The sequence below is a fragment of the Serratia marcescens genome, from assembly GCF_006715005.1.
In the GTDB taxonomy this organism is placed as follows: Bacteria; Pseudomonadota; Gammaproteobacteria; order Enterobacterales; family Enterobacteriaceae; genus Serratia; species Serratia montpellierensis.
Genome location: NZ_VFMJ01000001.1, coordinates 1,522,053 through 1,538,059, shown reverse-complemented (window position 1 = coordinate 1,538,059; position 16,007 = coordinate 1,522,053). Strand labels below are relative to the sequence as shown.

Below are 16,007 nucleotides of genomic sequence, written 5' to 3'. Positions count from 1 at the left end.
CAGGGCTCCGCACAAATGCGCGGACGTCCGGCCGTACCGTAAGTGATGTGGCCCACGCGCAGATCGCAGGCAAAAAAAAGCCGGCAGACAGGCTGCCGGCATTGCGCATTACTCGAACTCGTTCCAGGAACGGCCGTCGCGGGTGATCATCGCCACCGAGGCCACCGGCCCCCAGGTGCCCGCCTGATAAGGCTTAGGCGCCTCGTTGTCGGCTTTCCATGCGTCCATGATGGAATCGACCCACTTCCAGGCCTCTTCCACCTCATCGCGGCGCACGAACAGCGCCTGAATGCCGCGCATGGTCTCCAGCAGCAGGCGCTCGTAGGCGTCCGCCACGTGCTCCTGGTTGAAGGTTTCCGAGAAGCTCAGGTCCAGCTTGGTGGTCTGCAGACGGTGCTTGTGATCCAGCCCCGGCACCTTGTTCAGTACCTGAATTTCGATGCCTTCGTCCGGCTGCAGGCGGATGGTCAGCTTGTTCTGCGGCAGCTGCTGGTAAGAATCGCTGAACAGGTTAAGCGGCGGGTTTTTGAAGTACACCACCACTTCCGAACATTTGGTCGGCAGGCGTTTACCGGTACGCAGATAGAACGGCACCCCGGCCCACTGCCAGTTGTCGATATCCACGCGGATGGAGACGAAGGTTTCGGTGCTGCTGCTCTTGTTCGCCCCTTCCTCTTCCAGATAACCCGGCACTTTCTTGCCCTGGACGAAACCGGCGGTGTACTGACCGCGCACGGTGGTTTCCCGTACATTGGTCTGATCGATACGGCGCAGCGAGCGCAGTACCTTCACCTTTTCGTCGCGGATACGGTCGGTGGTCAGATCCGCCGGCGGCGACATGGCGATCATGGTCAGGATCTGCAGCAGGTGGTTCTGGATCATGTCGCGCATCTGGCCGGCCTGGTCGAAGTAACCCCAGCGCCCTTCGATGCCCACCTCTTCCGCCACGGTGATCTGCACCGAATCGATGGTGCGGTTATCCCAGTTGGAGGCGAACAGCGAGTTGGCGAAACGCAGCGCCAACAGGTTCAGCACCGTCTCTTTGCCGAGATAGTGGTCGATACGGTAAACCTGGGATTCGTTGAAGTACTCCGCCACCTGATCGTTGATCACGCGGGAGGACGCCAGATCGGTGCCCAACGGTTTTTCCATTACCACGCGCGCCGGCTCATGATTCAGCTTGGCTTCGCCCAACCCTTTGCAGATGGCGCCGAAGGTGCTTGGCGGCATGGCGAAGTAGTTGATGGTGGTGCGGTGTTTCTGATCCAGCATTTTACCCAGTTTGGTAAAGTTCTTGCTGTCGTTGACGTCCAGATTGCAGAAATCCAGGCGTGCGCTCAGCGTGGCCCAGAGTTCGTCATCCAGTTTTTCTTTCATGAAGGTGCCAAGCGCTTCCTTGACCACTTCGGTATAAGCTTTTTTATCCCACTCCGCGCGGCCGACGCCGATGATCCGCGTATCCGGGTGGATGTGTCCGGCTTTCTCTAACTGGTACAGGGAAGGCAGCAGCTTACGGCGCGCCAAATCACCTTTCGCGCCGAAAATAACCAGGTCACACGCCTGGGCTGTAGAGGTTACCGCCATGTTCATCTCCTCGTTGCAGGATATTTGTAATTTTCTTACATTACTAATGTACTCTGTTTGACTACGGCCAGCAAACCCGGTGCAGAAGCAGGAAAAAAGACCTCAAGATTCCAGCGTTAGCGCCAATGCGCGCCAGAGCCCGCACAGGCGGGCAAAACTGTAATTTTTCGTCTTTTTTGACGCTCTGTTACCATTATGAAAGTTAGACACAGGTCATATTCTGGTGAAAAAAGCCTGTATACGCCCTGTCGAGACTGCCAACGGTTACCAGCACGTAGTATATTTTCACTAAACCGGCATTGATTTCTCCTTTGTTTGAAATCGACATACCCTATCGATTCCAGGTTACAGCCGCTCGTTTGGCGTCTGCGTGCGCGGCGAACACGGGCGAAATTCGGCGCTGTTGCTTGAAAGCCACAGGGATAAAACCATGAGTGACTCTCGTTATATGAATACGCTGGACAAAATCCAGAGCCATCTGGAACTCCTGAGCAAATCTGAAAGGAAAGTCGCCGAGGTGATCCTGGCCTCCCCACAGACCGCCATTCACTCCAGCATTGCCACGCTGGCGCGCATGGCCGACGTCAGCGAACCTACCGTCAACCGTTTTTGCCGCCGCCTTGACACCAAAGGCTTTCCCGATTTCAAACTGCACCTCGCCCAAAGCCTGGCTAACGGCACGCCCTACGTAAACCGTAACGTTGAGGAAGACGACAGCGTCGATTCCTATACCAGCAAGATCTTCGAATCGGTCATGGCCAGCCTGGATACAGTAAAGGCAAATTTGGATATTGCCGCAATCAATCGTGCGGTTGACCTGCTCACCCAGGCAAAAAAGATCTCTTTCTTCGGCCTGGGCGCCTCCGCAGCGGTGGCGCACGACGCGATGAACAAATTTTTCCGCTTCAATATCCCGGTGGTCTACTTCGATGACATCGTCATGCAACGCATGAGTTGCATGAACTCCGGCGAAGGCGACGTGGTGGTATTGATCTCACACACCGGCCGCACCAAGAATCTGGTGGAGATGGCTCACCTGGCGCGAGAAAACGACGCCACGGTATTGGCTATCACCTCGCGCGACACCCCGCTCGCTCAGGCGGCGACCCTTCCTTTGCTGCTCGATGTGCCCGAAGACACCGACGTTTATATGCCGATGGTGTCGCGGATCGCGCAATTAACGCTCATTGACGTGCTCGCCACCGGATTTACCTTGCGCAGAGGGGCTAAATTCAGAGATAACTTGAAGCGGGTCAAAGAAGCGCTCAAAGAATCGCGCTTTGATAAAGGGGTGGTCATTCCCAACAGTTTTGACTCGTGACCTGACGAAGAAAAAATCGCCGTTCAACAGACATTTGAATGACGGCATCAGAGGCTGTACCCTGTTAACATGCTCATGCGGGTAACCCGGGTGAAATATCAGTGTTGTAAAATTACATTTCACGCCTGGTTTCGTTATCCGACGTTTATCGCAACACCAATATTTGCTTCACCAGTCAACGGAGTAATACATGTCCAGACGGCTCAGAAGAACCAAAATCGTTACCACCCTGGGTCCGGCTACAGACCGCGACAATAATCTGGAAAAGATCATTGCCGCCGGCGCCAACGTAGTTCGGCTTAACTTCTCCCACGGCAGCCCGGAAGACCACCAGGCTCGCGCTGACAAAGTGCGTGAAATCGCCGCTAAACTGGGACGTCACGTCGCTATCCTCGGCGATCTGCAAGGGCCGAAAATCCGCGTATCCACCTTCAAGGAAGGCAAAATCTTCCTCAACGTGGGCGATAAATTCCTGCTGGACGCCAACCTGTCAAAAGGCGAAGGCGATAAAGAAAAAGTCGGTATCGACTATAAAGGCCTGCCTGCCGACGTGGTGCCGGGCGATGTCCTGCTGCTCGACGACGGCCGCGTTCAGCTGAAAGTGCTCGAAGTTCAGGGCATGAAAGTGTTTACCGAAGTCACCGTTGGCGGCCCGCTGTCCAACAACAAAGGCATCAACAAACTCGGCGGCGGCCTGTCGGCCGAAGCGCTGACCGAAAAAGACAAGGCAGACATCGTCACCGCCGCCAAGATCGGCGTCGACTACCTGGCGGTCTCCTTCCCGCGTACCGGTGAAGACCTGAACTACGCTCGCCGCCTGGCGCGCGACGCGGGCTGCAACGCCAAGATCGTGTCCAAGGTTGAGCGCGCCGAAGCGGTCTGCAGCGACGAAGCGATGGACGACATCATTCTGGCTTCCGACGTGGTGATGGTCGCCCGTGGCGATCTGGGCGTCGAAATCGGCGATCCGGAACTGGTCGGCATTCAGAAGAAACTGATCCGCCGTGCCCGTACCCTGAACCGTGCGGTGATCACCGCGACCCAGATGATGGAGTCGATGATCACCAACCCGATGCCAACCCGCGCCGAAGTCATGGACGTGGCCAACGCCGTGCTGGACGGTACCGATGCCGTGATGCTGTCGGCAGAAACCGCTGCCGGCCAATACCCGGCGGAAACCGTGGCGGCGATGGCGCGCGTTTGTTTGGGCGCCGAGAAGATCCCGAGCATCAATGTTTCCAAACACCGTCTGGACGTGCAGTTCGACAACATCGAAGAGGCGATCGCCATGTCTTCGATGTATGCGGCCAACCACCTGAAAGGCGTCACCGCGCTGATCGCCATGACCGAATCTGGCCGCACCGCGCTGATGATGTCGCGTATCAGCTCCGGCCTGCCGATCTTCGCCATGTCGCGTCATGAGCATACGCTGAACCTGACTGCGCTGTATCGCGGCGTGACGCCGGTGTATTTCGATAGCCACAAAGACGGCGTGATCGCCGCCAATGAAGCCGTCAATCGCCTGCGCGACAAAGGTTTCCTGGTCTCCGGTGATCTGGTGATCGTCACCCAGGGCGACGTGATGGAAACCGTCGGTACCACCAATACCAGCCGTATCCTGCGCGTCGAGTAATTCACGCCGCAGACGAAATGCCGGCCGGCTCACGTTGGCCGGCATTTTTTTTGCGCTGACATCGCCATAAACGACGGAGAACGCCATGCTCCACCAACACAACCCCGCAGCGAGCGCTGATGAGCTCGATCTCGACGGCCGTAGCCTGACGCAGCTCGACGAATCGCAGCTTGCCGGCCACGCGCTGCGCAAGGTCAGCCTGTACGACAATCAGCTGACGGCCTTCCCCACCCCGATCTTCCGGCACCAGAATCTGCAGGTGCTGAATATCTCCTGCAATCAGCTCGACCGTCTGCCGCCGGAGATTGGTCAGTTGCAACAGCTCGAAATGTTCGACTTTGGCCACAATCGCGCAAGCGAACTCCCCGAGGAACTGGGGCAGCTGCATCGGTTGAAATATCTCTATCTGAGCGATAACGGCTTTAGCGATCTGCCGCGTTCGCTGGCACAGCTGCAGCAGCTGGTTTATCTCAACGCGACAGACAACCATTTAACCGTTTTGCCACAGGCGATACCGAGGCTTACGGCATTGCAGGAGCTGCGTTTATACAACAATCGCATCGGCAGCCTGCCCGCCGAAATCGGGCAACTGCACGCGCTGCGCGAACTGCATATCATGAAAAATGCCCTGACCACACTGCCGGCGGAAATGGCCCAGCTCGGTGAGCTTGAGATACTCGACGCGGCTAACAATGCCATCGCTGAGCTACCGGAAGCCTTCTGTCGGTTACCGCGGTTGAGCGAGCTGAATCTGCGTTTCAATCAGCTGACGCGCCTGCCGGAAAATATCGGTGAACTGACGGCGCTGAGAAGTCTGGATCTGCGCGCCAACCACCTGAGCGAGCTGCCGGAAAGCCTCGGCGAACTGAGCCGGCTGCGCAAGCTGGATCTGCGCTGGAATGATTTCACCCACACGCCTAAAGTCATCGACATCCTGCGGGCTCGCGGCTGTATGGTGCACATCTGAAGAGACGCCGGCCGGGTTGTAGCCCGGCCGGCGTTAGCGGTAGGAAGGATTAACGATACAGATCGTCGCGCGAGTAAGGTTCAATCTCCCCTTCTTTGCGCGTCTTGAGCAGTTTGAGGATCCAGGTGTACTGCTCCGGGTTCGGGCCCACCAGATTTTCCACCTCTTCATTCATGCGGCGCGCAATCCGTGGGTCATCGGCTTCGGCCAGATCGTCCATCGGCTCGCGAATATAAATATCCAGCATGCTGGTTTTGCCGTCGTACACCGGAAACAAAGGCACGATCGCCGCACGGCAAACCTTCATCAGCCGCCCCACCGCCGGCAGCGTCGCCTTGTAGGTCGCGAAGAAATCGACGAACTCGCTGTGCTCCGCGCCGTGGTCCTGATCGGGCAGGTAGTAGCCCCAGTACCCCTGCCGCACCGAACTGATAAACGGTTTGATGCCGTCGTTGCGCGCGTGCATGCGGCCGCCGAATTTACGCCGCACGGCATTCCACAGGTAGTCGATCAGCTGATTACGCTGATTGTGGAACATCGCCGCCATCGGTTGGCCGCGCGCAGCCATCAGCATCGCCGGCACATCCACCGCCCAGCCGTGGGGCACCAGGAAAATCACGTTGCGCCCTTCCGCCCGGATCTTGTCCAGCACCTCTTCCCCGTGCCAACGCACGCGCTTGAGCACTTTTTCCGGCTTGGTGCAGGCCAGTTCCGCCATCAGCACCATCGACTGCGGCGCGCAGGCAAACATCTGGTCAATAATGTGTTCGCGTTCGCTTTCAGGCAGCTCCGGCAAGCAATACAGCAGGTTGATGCGGGCTCGACGGCGCGCGCCCTTCGCCAGCTTGCCGGCGAGTTTGCCGACCGCACCCAGCACCGGGTCGCGCAGGCGCGCGGGCACCAGCGAAATGCCGGCCATCAGACCGGTTCCCAACCACACGCCCCAGTAGCGCGGATATAAAAAGGCTTTTTGAAACTGCGGGATGAACTCTACGTTCGATTTCTTCTCGTTTTGCATGCACATGCTCTTCGCTTAGCGATTCGGCTAATCATAATTGCCATCACCGATTTTGCAATTAACAACCGCGAACCGCCCAGATAAAACAGCATCGGCCCGCAATCAGGCCGATGAAATTAACGGCGCCGGAGCGCCGGAAAAAGGGGGACGTTAATCCAACTGCAGCTGAGGAACCACTTCCTTCACCTGTGCCAGATAATCGCTGCGGTCTTTGCCGCCCAGCCCTTCGGAACGCGGCAGTTTGGCCGTCAGCGGGTTCACCGCCTGTTGACCGGTCCACAGTTCAAAGTGCAGGTGTGGCCCGGTGGAACGGCCGGTGTTGCCGGAGAGCGCAATGCGATCGCCGCGTTTCACCTTCTGGCCTGGTTTCACCAGCAGTTTTTTCAGGTGCATATAGCGCGTGGTGTACTGACGACCGTGGCGGATCGCCACATAGTTGCCCGCTGCGCCGCTGCGTTTGGCGATCACCACCTCACCGTCGCCGACCGCCAGCACCGGCGTGCCGACCGGCATGGCGAAATCGACGCCCTTATGCGGCGCCACGCGGCCGGTCACCGGGTTCACGCGGCGCGGGTTGAAGTTGGAGGAGATGCGGAACTGTTTCATGGTCGGGAAACGCATGAAGCCGCGCGCCAGGCCAGAGCCCTGGCGATCGTAGAATTTGCCGTCTTCGGCGCGGATCGCATAGTAATCTTTGCCGCCGGTGCGCAGACGCACGCCCAACAGCTGGCTTTGCGATTTCTTACCGTCGAAATGCTCGCGCGACATCAGCACGGAGAACTGGTCGCCTTTGCGCAGCTTGCGGAAATCGAGCTGCCACTGCAGGGCTTTGATCACCGAGTTGATTTCGTTACGGCTCAGCCCGGCGTCGCCGGCGCTGCTGACGAAGCTGCCGTTGACCCGGCCGCTGATCACGTTGTTGCGCCATTCGCCCTGCTGCGCCTCTTTCGACTCTTTGAAGCTATTGCCGACGCGGTCATAGGTGCGGGTTTCGCGGCGGGAAACTTCCCAGGTCAACTGCTGCAGATCGCCTGCATCATTGACGGTCCACGACAGCTGTTGGCCGATCTTCAGATTACGCAGATCGCGGTTTTGCGAAGCCAGCAAGGTGACATCCGACATATCGATGCCATATTGCGTCAAAATGCTGCCGAGGGTGTCGCCGGTGGAAACCACATATTCATGCACGCCATCGTCGCCGGCATCTTTTTGATCCAGCTCATCCTGCGGGATTTCGTCATCGGGGGTGGGTTGGTCGGCATCTATCGGCTCACTGGCTTCGGGGAGCAATGACCGCATCTGGCTGGATTCTAACTCGACGCTCTTGGCAATGGGATTGTGTTCTGGGTGGTAAACAAAAGGCCGCCAAACAGCGACGGCCAATGTGACGACTGTCAGCGACCCCAGCATGACGCGGTGGGGCCGTGGCAGGTTGTTATACGCCAGAGCGATAGTTCGGACTATCTGCTGCACTCGATATTATCCTCATAAGCTTTACTTCAGGCAGCTCACGTACTGGTTTGACAGCTGATTCAGGAATTTCCCGTAGCTGTCCTTCCCCAGCGCGATGCCGATGCCCAGCGGGTCCAGCGTTCCAGAACGCACTTTGGTACCCTTGGCGACGGCATTGATTACGGCCGGCCTGAATTGTGGCTCAGCAAAAACGCATACCGCTTTCTGCTCAACCAACTGTGTTCGAATTTGGTGTAGGCGCTGTGCTCCAGGCTGAATTTCGGGATTGACGGTGAAATGGCCCAGCGGACTCAAACCGTAGTGTTTCTCAAAGTAGCCGTAAGCATCATGAAAAACAAAATAACCCTTACCTTGCACAGGCGTAAGCATGTTACCAACATTTTTGTCAGTTTGCGTCAGCAGATTCTCGAACTGGCGCAGGTTTGCGTCTAATTTGTCCTTATTTTGCGGCATAAGTTCCAACAATCTGTCGTGAATCGCGATCGCGGTCACTTTTGCTATCTCCGGCGACAGCCAAACGTGCATATTGTACTCGCCGTGATGATGCCCATGATCGTCATCGGCATGGTTATGCGCTTCGCCTGCATGATCATGATCGTCGTCATCTTCGCCTTTCATCAGCAACGGCTTCACCGCCGGCAGTTCGCTGATAGCCAACTTGCGGGTTGCCGAGATAGGCACCAGCGCCTTGTTCAGGAACGCTTCCATGTCCGGCCCGACCCATAGCACCAGGTCCGCAGAGCGCAAACGCTGGATATCGGAAGGACGCAGTGCAAAATCGTGCGGTGAAGCGCCGTCCGGCAGCAACACCTCGGTCGGCGTCACGCCGTCGGCGATGGCCGATGCGATAAAGCCTAACGGACGAATCGAGGTCACCACCGCAGCGGAAGCGCTGCTCAGCGGACCGGCCATCAACAGTGCGCTGGCCAGCAGCGTGCGCTGCAGCCATTTATTTTTCTTTGCCATCATCAGTAATCCCATCGTTTTCATCAACAAGGCGTGATATTATAACATTCGCTTCGTTCTGCAACCTGTAATCTCGAGATGTCTACACTGATAACGCTAAAAAATATCTCCGTCGCCTTCGGCAGCCGCAAGGTGCTGTCGAACATTTCCCTCAGCCTGCAACCCGGCCGTATTCTCACGCTGCTGGGCCCGAACGGCGCGGGCAAGTCTACGCTGGTGCGCGTGGTGCTGGGATTGGTCAAACCGACCGCCGGCACGCTGGAGCGTGAGCCCGATCTGCGCATCGGCTACGTGCCGCAAAAGCTGCACCTCGACGCCACCCTGCCGCTGACCGTCAGCCGCTTTATGCGTCTCAAGCCCGGCGTAAAGAAAGCCGACATTCTGCCGGCGCTCAAGCGCGTGCACGCCGCCCACCTGCTCCACCAGCCGATGCAAAAGCTCTCCGGCGGTGAAAACCAACGCGTGCTGCTGGCGCGAGCACTGCTGAACAAACCGCAGCTGCTGGTGCTGGACGAACCCACGCAAGGGGTGGACGTCAACGGCCAGCTGGCGCTGTACGATCTGATCGATCAGCTGCGTAAAGAGCTGGGCTGCGCCGTGCTGATGGTCTCGCACGATCTGCATCTGGTGATGGCGAAAACCGACGAGGTCTTGTGCCTCAATCAGCACATCTGCTGCTCCGGCGCGCCGGAGGTGGTGTCGATGCATCCCGAATTCATCGCCATGTTCGGCAACCGCGGCGCAGAGCAACTGGCGGTGTATCGCCACCACCACAACCACCGCCACGATCTGCAGGGAAGAATTGTCTTGAAGAAAACCGGGAGCCGCGAAGCATGATTGAACTTTTACTTCCCGGCTGGCTGGCCGGCGTGTTGCTGGCTAGCGCCGCCGGGCCGCTGGGTTCCTTCGTGGTCTGGCGCCGCATGTCCTACTTTGGTGATACCTTGGCGCACGCCTCGCTGCTCGGCGTCGCCTTTGGTCTGTTGCTCGACATCAACCCCTTCTATGCGGTGATCGCCATTACGCTGCTGCTGGCTCTGGCCCTGGTTTGGCTGGAACGTCGCCCGCAGCTTTCGGTGGATACCCTGCTCGGCATTCTGGCGCATAGCGCCCTGTCGCTGGGACTGGTGGTGGTGGCGCTGATGTCTAACGTGCGGGTCGATCTGATGGCCTACCTGTTCGGCGATCTGCTGTCGGTTACGCTGAGCGATATCCTGATGATTGCCGGCGGCGTCGCCGTGGTGCTGTTAGTGCTGTGGTGGCAGTGGCGCGATCTGCTGTCGATGACCATCAGCCCGGAGCTGGCGCACGTCGACGGCGTTAATCTGGTGCGCGCACGCACCGTGTTGATGCTGGTCACCGCCTTGACCATCGGTCTGGCGATGAAATTCGTCGGCGCGCTGATCATCACCTCACTGCTGATCATTCCGGCAGCCACCGCTCGGCGCTTCGCGCGCACGCCGGAGCAGATGGCGGGCGTCGCGGTGCTGATCGGCATGGTGGCCGTCACCGGCGGCCTGACCTTCTCGGCGTTTTACGATACGCCGGCCGGCCCTTCGGTGGTGCTGAGCGCCGCCGTGCTGTTCACGCTGAGCCTGTTCAAAAAACAGCAGGCTTGATTAAAGCCAGCAGCAGAATATGACAAGGGCCGCGAATGCGGCCCTTTTTTATGATGGGTGGAAAACTTATGCTTCGCGTTCGAGACCGAAATGCCGGTAGGCATGCTGCGTCGCCAGGCGGCCGCGCGGCGTGCGCTGGATAAAGCCCTGCTGGATCAGGAACGGTTCAATCACGTCTTCGATGGTTTCACGCTCTTCGCCGATCGCCGCCGCCAGGTTGTCCAACCCGACCGGGCCGCCGGTAAACTTGTCGATGATCGCCAGCAGCAGCTTGCGATCCATATAGTCGAAGCCTTCGGCATCGACGTTGAGCATATCAAGTGCCTGCGCCGCCACTGCGCCGCTGATCACGCCGTTGGCGCGCACTTCGGCGAAGTCACGCACCCGGCGCAGCAGGCGGTTGGCGATACGCGGCGTACCGCGCGCGCGGCGGGCCACCTCATGGGCGCCCTCGTCGGACAGCTCCAGCCCCAGGCACCCGGCGCTGCGTGAGACGATATGCTGCAGATCCGCCACCTGATAAAACTCCAGCCGCTGGACAATGCCGAAACGATCGCGCAGCGGCGAGGTCAGCGAACCGGCGCGGGTGGTCGCGCCCACCAACGTGAACGGCGGCAGATCGAGCTTAATCGAACGCGCCGCCGGCCCTTCGCCGATCATGATATCCAGCTGGTAGTCTTCCATCGCCGGATACAGCACTTCTTCTACCACCGGTGACAAACGGTGGATTTCGTCGATGAATAACACGTCGTGCGGTTCGAGGTTGGTCAGCATCGCCGCCAAATCGCCCGCCTTCTCCAGCACCGGGCCGGAAGTGGTGCGCAGATTCACGCCCATTTCGTTGGCCACGATGTTGGCCAGGGTGGTTTTCCCCAGGCCCGGCGGGCCGAAGATCAGCAGGTGGTCGAGCGCATCACCGCGCTGCTTGGCCGCCTGGATGAAGATCTCCATCTGCTCGCGTACGTGCGGCTGACCCACGTATTCAGTCAACAGCTTGGGACGAATGGCACGATCGAGGACTTCTTCCTCGTTGATCGGTTCGGCGGAGATCAGGCGATCGGCTTCAATCATTATCTACCTCTTAGCGGCCTTACAAAGCAGCGCGCAACGCGTCGCGGATCAGCGTCTCGCAGTCGGCGCCCGGTTTGGCAATTTTGCTGACCATGCGACTCGCTTCCTGTGGCTTGTAGCCCAGCGCCACCAGCGCCGAAACGGCTTCGGCTTCCGCGTCCGCTTCCGGCGCGTTGTCGGCGGCGGACGGCAGGCTGATCTCGCTGCTGCTGTTGAACAGGTCGCCGTTAAGCCCTTTGAAGCGGTCTTTCATCTCTACCACCAGGCGCTCGGCGGTTTTTTTGCCCACGCCCGGCAGCTTGACCAGTGCGGTGATCTCTTCACGCTCCACCGCACTGACGAACTGCTGCGCGGACATGCCTGACAGGATCGCCAGCGCCAGCTTCGGCCCGACGCCGTTGACCTTGATCAGCTCGCGGAACAGCGCGCGCTCCTGCTTGTCGTTGAAACCGTACAGCAGCTGCGCGTCTTCACGCACCACGAAGTGGGTAAACACGATGGCCTCTTGCCCCAGTTCCGGTAGCTCGTAAAAGCAGGTCATCGGCATGTGTACCTCATAGCCCACGCCGTTCGCCTCCAGTAACACCAGCGGCGGCTGCTTTTCCAGAATATTTCCTCTGAGACGACCTATCATTTACCCTCCTGCAGAATAACCGGGCATGGCGCCCTGCCATGCCGTTGCTGGTAAAGCTTATAACATAAAAAAGGCTGGATGAATATCCAGCCTGAGCAATCATCGCTTTGCGTCAGCGCAAACGCCCGCGCGCCAGGTTCAACCGCCCTTCGCTCATCCGCAGCACGTTCTGGCTGAGGTGGCAGTGGGTGATGGCGATAGCCAGAGCATCGGCGGCGTCCGCCTGCGGGTTGGCCGAGAGTTTGAGCAGCGAGCGCACCATGTGCTGTACCTGCGCCTTTTCGGCCGCGCCGGTACCGACCACGGTCTGTTTGACCTGCCGCGCCGCATACTCGAACACGTCCAGATTCTGATTCACCGCCGCCACGATCGCGACGCCGCGCGCCTGGCCGAGCTTGAGCGCCGAATCGGGGTTCTTGGCCATAAACACCTGTTCGATGGCGAAGAAGTCGGGCTGAAACTGGGTGATGATCTCACTGACGCCGGCGTAAATCAGCTTCAGCCGCGTCGGCATGTCGTCCACCACCGTGCGGATGCAGCCGCTGGCGATATAGCTCAACTGACGCCCCTGCTGGCGGATAAGGCCATAGCCGGTGACGCGTGAACCGGGATCGATACCGAGTATGATCGCCATATCTACATCCACCTTGCATGCACGGCGCCGCCGAACGGCGGCGCCCGTTTTACCGGATTACAGCGTCGCCGCCACTTCGTCGGAGATTTCACCGTTATGGTAAACTTCCTGCACGTCGTCGCAGTCTTCCAGCATATCGATCAGACGCAACAGCTTAGGCGCGGTTTCCGCGTCCATGTCGGCCTTGGTCGATGGGATCATCGACACTTCCGCCGCTTCGGCTTCGAAGCCCGCCGCGGTCAGCGCGTCTTTCACCGCGCCCAGGCTTTCCCAGGCGGTGAACACATCGATGGCGCCATCGTCATAGGTCACGATGTCTTCCGCACCGGCTTCCAGCGCCGCTTCCATTACGGTGTCTTCATCCAGGCCCGGTGCGTAGGTGATCACGCCCTTCTTGGTGAACAAATAAGCCACGGAACCGTCGGTGCCGAGGTTGCCGCCACACTTGGTGAAAGCGTGACGCACTTCCGCCACGGTGCGGTTGCGGTTGTCGCTCAGGCATTCGATCATGACGGCGGTGCCGCCAGGGCCGTAACCTTCATAGATGATGGTTTCCATATTGGTATCATCATCACCGCCCACGCCGCGCGCGATCGCACGGTTCATGGTGTCGCGCGTCATGTTGTTCGACAACGCCTTGTCCATCGCCGCGCGCAGACGCGGGTTGGAATCCGGATCGCCGCCGCCCAGCTTGGCGGCGGTGACCAGCTCACGAATAATCTTGGTGAAAATTTTACCGCGCTTGGCGTCCTGCGCCGCTTTACGGTGCTTTGTGTTGGCCCACTTACTATGACCTGCCATAAAAAAATCTCCGAAAAAAACTACTGGACTGAATTGATCACGAACTCTTCAATCGCCTGCTGATTGCTCCATGACTTGGTCAACTTCACGGCCTCGGCCGCCTCAAGCCATTGGTAAGCGTGATGCTCGGTAATCACCGGATCGCGCTCCTCGGGCAACGCCAGACAGAACCAGTGCTCTTTATTGCGCGTGGTTCCCGGCGCATAGCGATGTCGCAAATGGACAAAGAGTTCAAACTCCACGCAGCGCTGGCAATCGAACAACGGCAGGTGCTCTGCTTCGATATCGATGCCGACTTCTTCCATGACTTCACGCTGCGCGGCATGCGGCGGCGACTCATCCTGTTCCAGGCTGCCGGTGACCGACTGCCAGAACTCGGTATCGTCGCGCCGCTGTAACATCAGCACCCGACCACTGGATTTCGCGTAAATCACTACCAGGATAGATTCAGGGCGCTTGTAACTCATCACTCGCTCTCTTGTTCCGCACCGGCTTTCTTTACCACGCTGATCGCCAGCTCCTGCAGCGACGCCGGGTTGGCGAAGCTCGGTGCGTCGGTCATCAGACAGGCCGCCGCGGTGGTTTTCGGGAAGGCGATCACGTCGCGGATGTTGTCGGTGCCGGTCAGCAGCATCACCAGACGATCCAGGCCGAAGGCCAGGCCGGCGTGCGGCGGCGTGCCGTACTTCAGCGCGTCCAGCAGGAAGCCGAACTTCTCGCGCTGTTCGTGTTCGTTAATGCCCAGAATGCTGAATACCGTCTGCTGCATTTCGCTGCGGTGAATACGCACCGAACCGCCGCCCACTTCGTAACCGTTGATCACCATGTCATAGGCGTTGGCGATGGCGTTGACCGGCGCTGCCGCCAGCTCTTCCGGGCTCATGTCGCGCGGCGAGGTGAACGGGTGGTGCATGGCCGCCAGGCCGCCCTCGTCGTCCTCTTCGAACATCGGGAAGTCGACCACCCACAGCGGCGCCCAGCTGTCGAGTTGGGTCAGCCCCAGATCGCGACCCAGCTTCAGGCGCAGCGCGCCCATCGCATCGGTGACAATCTTGAAACTGTCTGCGCCGAAGAACATGATATCGCCGGTCTGCGCATCGGTGCGCGCCAGAATGGCTTCCAGCACGTCTGCACTGAGGAATTTGGCGATCGGGCTCTGCACGCCTTCCATGCCCGCGGCGCGGTCGTTGACCTTCAACCAGGCCAGGCCTTTGGCGCCGTAGATGTTGACGAAAGCGCCGTACTCGTCGATCTGCTTGCGGGTCAGCTGTGCGCCGCCCGGTACGCGGATCGCCGCCACGCGGCCTTTGGCGTCGTTAGCCGGGCCGGAGAACACTTTAAACTCGACGTCTTTGACCAGATCGGCCACGTCCACCAGCTCCAGCGGGTTACGCAGGTCCGGCTTGTCGGAGCCAAAGCGGCGCATCGCTTCGGCGAAGGTCATGACCGGGAAATCGCCCAGATCCACGCCCTTCACGTCCAGCCACAGCTCGCGCGCCAGTTTCTCCATCACTTCACGCACCTGATCGGCGGTCATGAAGGAGGTTTCGACGTCGATCTGGGTGAATTCAGGCTGACGGTCCGCACGCAGGTCTTCGTCACGGAAGCATTTGACGATCTGATAGTAACGATCGAAGCCGGACATCATCAGCAGCTGTTTGAACAGCTGTGGGGACTGCGGCAGCGCGTAGAATTTGCCCTTGTGCACGCGGCTCGGCACCAGGTAATCGCGGGCGCCTTCCGGCGTCGCCTTGGTCAGCATCGGCGTTTCGATGTCGAGGAAGCCGTGGCTGTCCATGAAGCGGCGCACGAAGCTGGTGATTTTGGCGCGGGTCTTCAGACGCTCGGCCATTTCCGGGCGGCGCAGATCCAGGTAGCGGTATTTCAGACGCGCTTCTTCGCTGTTGACCTGGTTGGAGTCCAGCGGCAACGGCTCGGAGCGGTTGATGATTTCCAGCGCGTGGGCGAACACTTCCACTTCGCCGGTGGCCATATCTTTATTGATCTGGCTGTCCGGACGCGCACGCACGGTGCCGACGATCTGGATGCAGAACTCATTGCGCAGGTCGTAAGCCTTGTCGAACGCCACTTTCTGGTCCGGATCGAAGAACACCTGCACGATGCCTTCGCGGTCGCGCATATCAATAAAGATCAGGCCGCCGAGATCGCGACGACGATTGACCCAACCACACAGAGTGACTTCCTGGCCCACGTGGGACAGATTCAACTGTCCGCAATATTCAGTACGCATACGCTATCCTTTTACACAGCCGATGCCGCGCCGGG

General features: G+C 59.1%; 15 protein-coding genes. 5 read left to right on the top strand and 10 right to left on the bottom strand.

All coding sequences use genetic code 11. The annotated features are described in order from the left end of the window. Positions 1 to 108: 108 nt before the first annotated feature. Positions 109 to 1,584: a glucose-6-phosphate dehydrogenase gene (gene zwf, locus FHU12_RS07320; protein WP_019452799.1), complete on the bottom strand. Its 1,476-nt coding sequence runs from the start codon at positions 1,582 to 1,584 to the stop codon at positions 109 to 111. A gap of 448 nt (positions 1,585 to 2,032) precedes the next feature. Between zwf and FHU12_RS07315 the strand changes: the two genes are divergently transcribed. The 3 genes from FHU12_RS07315 (at position 2,033) to FHU12_RS07305 (ending at position 5,505) form a co-directional block, all read left to right on the top strand. Further along, positions 2,033 to 2,905, top strand: coding sequence for a MurR/RpiR family transcriptional regulator (locus tag FHU12_RS07315; protein ID WP_038877144.1), 873 nt, complete (start codon positions 2,033 to 2,035; stop codon positions 2,903 to 2,905). A gap of 190 nt (positions 2,906 to 3,095) precedes the next feature. Beyond that, the gene (pyk, locus tag FHU12_RS07310) at positions 3,096 to 4,538 is read left to right on the top strand and encodes a pyruvate kinase (protein ID WP_019452801.1); all 1,443 of its coding nucleotides are present in this window, start codon (positions 3,096 to 3,098) and stop codon (positions 4,536 to 4,538) included. Positions 4,539 to 4,623: 85 nt separating this feature from the next. Beyond that, the gene (locus FHU12_RS07305) at positions 4,624 to 5,505 is read left to right on the top strand and encodes a leucine-rich repeat domain-containing protein (protein WP_141968372.1); all 882 of its coding nucleotides are present in this window, start codon (positions 4,624 to 4,626) and stop codon (positions 5,503 to 5,505) included. Between the two features lie 49 nt (positions 5,506 to 5,554). On the opposite strand, the gene lpxM is transcribed toward FHU12_RS07305, so the two are convergent. The 3 genes from lpxM to znuA all read right to left on the bottom strand — a co-directional run bounded on the left by lpxM (position 5,555) and on the right by znuA (position 8,962). After that, the gene (gene lpxM, locus FHU12_RS07300; protein ID WP_015378127.1) at positions 5,555 to 6,523 is read right to left on the bottom strand and encodes a lauroyl-Kdo(2)-lipid IV(A) myristoyltransferase; all 969 of its coding nucleotides are present in this window, start codon (positions 6,521 to 6,523) and stop codon (positions 5,555 to 5,557) included. Positions 6,524 to 6,673: 150 nt separating this feature from the next. Next, the gene (mepM, locus tag FHU12_RS07295) at positions 6,674 to 7,996 is read right to left on the bottom strand and encodes a murein DD-endopeptidase MepM (RefSeq protein ID WP_033654402.1); all 1,323 of its coding nucleotides are present in this window, start codon (positions 7,994 to 7,996) and stop codon (positions 6,674 to 6,676) included. Positions 7,997 to 8,017: 21 nt separating this feature from the next. Next, entirely contained in the window at positions 8,018 to 8,962 is a 945-nt protein-coding gene (gene znuA / locus FHU12_RS07290) for a zinc ABC transporter substrate-binding protein ZnuA (protein WP_141972919.1), read from the bottom strand. 78 nt (positions 8,963 to 9,040) lie between these two features. On the opposite strand from znuA, the gene znuC reads away from it, so the two are divergent. Beyond that, positions 9,041 to 9,799, top strand: a complete 759-nt coding sequence (znuC, locus tag FHU12_RS07285; RefSeq protein ID WP_141968370.1) for a zinc ABC transporter ATP-binding protein ZnuC — start codon at positions 9,041 to 9,043, stop codon at positions 9,797 to 9,799. Beyond that, positions 9,796 to 10,581 (top strand): zinc ABC transporter permease subunit ZnuB, encoded by a 786-nt coding sequence (znuB, locus tag FHU12_RS07280; RefSeq protein WP_141968368.1) that lies wholly within the window; start codon positions 9,796 to 9,798, stop codon positions 10,579 to 10,581. The genes znuC and znuB overlap by 4 nt, the downstream gene beginning before the upstream one ends. A 66-nt stretch (positions 10,582 to 10,647) precedes the next feature. Here the strand turns inward: znuB and ruvB are convergent, their stop codons facing one another. The 6 genes from ruvB to aspS form a co-directional block, all read right to left on the bottom strand. Further along, entirely contained in the window at positions 10,648 to 11,652 is a 1,005-nt protein-coding gene (gene ruvB / locus FHU12_RS07275; RefSeq protein ID WP_025303125.1) for a Holliday junction branch migration DNA helicase RuvB, read from the bottom strand. A gap of 19 nt (positions 11,653 to 11,671) precedes the next feature. After that, the gene (gene ruvA, locus FHU12_RS07270) at positions 11,672 to 12,286 is read right to left on the bottom strand and encodes a Holliday junction branch migration protein RuvA (protein ID WP_025303126.1); all 615 of its coding nucleotides are present in this window, start codon (positions 12,284 to 12,286) and stop codon (positions 11,672 to 11,674) included. Between the two features lie 112 nt (positions 12,287 to 12,398). Then, positions 12,399 to 12,920 carry a crossover junction endodeoxyribonuclease RuvC gene (gene ruvC, locus FHU12_RS07265; RefSeq protein WP_141968366.1) on the bottom strand — a complete coding sequence of 174 codons (522 nt, stop codon included), beginning with the start codon at positions 12,918 to 12,920 and terminating at the stop codon, positions 12,399 to 12,401. 57 nt (positions 12,921 to 12,977) lie between these two features. Then, the gene (locus FHU12_RS07260) at positions 12,978 to 13,721 is read right to left on the bottom strand and encodes a YebC/PmpR family DNA-binding transcriptional regulator (RefSeq protein ID WP_033647638.1); all 744 of its coding nucleotides are present in this window, start codon (positions 13,719 to 13,721) and stop codon (positions 12,978 to 12,980) included. 20 nt (positions 13,722 to 13,741) lie between these two features. Next, complete coding sequence (gene nudB, locus FHU12_RS07255) at positions 13,742 to 14,188, bottom strand: dihydroneopterin triphosphate diphosphatase (RefSeq protein ID WP_019452808.1); 447 nt, start codon at positions 14,186 to 14,188, stop codon at positions 13,742 to 13,744. After that, positions 14,188 to 15,972: an aspartate--tRNA ligase gene (aspS, locus tag FHU12_RS07250; RefSeq protein ID WP_141968364.1), complete on the bottom strand. Its 1,785-nt coding sequence runs from the start codon at positions 15,970 to 15,972 to the stop codon at positions 14,188 to 14,190. Before aspS ends, nudB begins: the two co-directional genes overlap by 1 nt. Between the last annotated feature and the right edge of the window lie 35 nt (positions 15,973 to 16,007).

What these genes read in the sequence shown, in the direction of transcription:
- ruvC (WP_141968366.1), bottom strand. Translation starts at nt 12,920, where the DNA reads ATGGCGATCATACTCGGTATCGATCCCGGTTCACGCGTCACCGGCTAT.
- znuB (WP_141968368.1), top strand. Translation starts at nt 9,796, where the DNA reads ATGATTGAACTTTTACTTCCCGGCTGGCTGGCCGGCGTGTTGCTGGCT.
- ruvA (WP_025303126.1), bottom strand. Translation starts at nt 12,286, where the DNA reads ATGATAGGTCGTCTCAGAGGAAATATTCTGGAAAAGCAGCCGCCGCTG.
- nudB (WP_019452808.1), bottom strand. Translation starts at nt 14,188, where the DNA reads ATGAGTTACAAGCGCCCTGAATCTATCCTGGTAGTGATTTACGCGAAA.
- pyk (WP_019452801.1), top strand. Translation starts at nt 3,096, where the DNA reads ATGTCCAGACGGCTCAGAAGAACCAAAATCGTTACCACCCTGGGTCCG.
- zwf (WP_019452799.1), bottom strand. Translation starts at nt 1,584, where the DNA reads ATGGCGGTAACCTCTACAGCCCAGGCGTGTGACCTGGTTATTTTCGGC.
- aspS (WP_141968364.1), bottom strand. Translation starts at nt 15,972, where the DNA reads ATGCGTACTGAATATTGCGGACAGTTGAATCTGTCCCACGTGGGCCAG.
- lpxM (WP_015378127.1), bottom strand. Translation starts at nt 6,523, where the DNA reads ATGCAAAACGAGAAGAAATCGAACGTAGAGTTCATCCCGCAGTTTCAA.
- znuA (WP_141972919.1), bottom strand. Translation starts at nt 8,962, where the DNA reads ATGGCAAAGAAAAATAAATGGCTGCAGCGCACGCTGCTGGCCAGCGCA.
- znuC (WP_141968370.1), top strand. Translation starts at nt 9,041, where the DNA reads ATGTCTACACTGATAACGCTAAAAAATATCTCCGTCGCCTTCGGCAGC.
- ruvB (WP_025303125.1), bottom strand. Translation starts at nt 11,652, where the DNA reads ATGATTGAAGCCGATCGCCTGATCTCCGCCGAACCGATCAACGAGGAA.
- FHU12_RS07260 (WP_033647638.1), bottom strand. Translation starts at nt 13,721, where the DNA reads ATGGCAGGTCATAGTAAGTGGGCCAACACAAAGCACCGTAAAGCGGCG.
- FHU12_RS07315 (WP_038877144.1), top strand. Translation starts at nt 2,033, where the DNA reads ATGAATACGCTGGACAAAATCCAGAGCCATCTGGAACTCCTGAGCAAA.
- FHU12_RS07305 (WP_141968372.1), top strand. Translation starts at nt 4,624, where the DNA reads ATGCTCCACCAACACAACCCCGCAGCGAGCGCTGATGAGCTCGATCTC.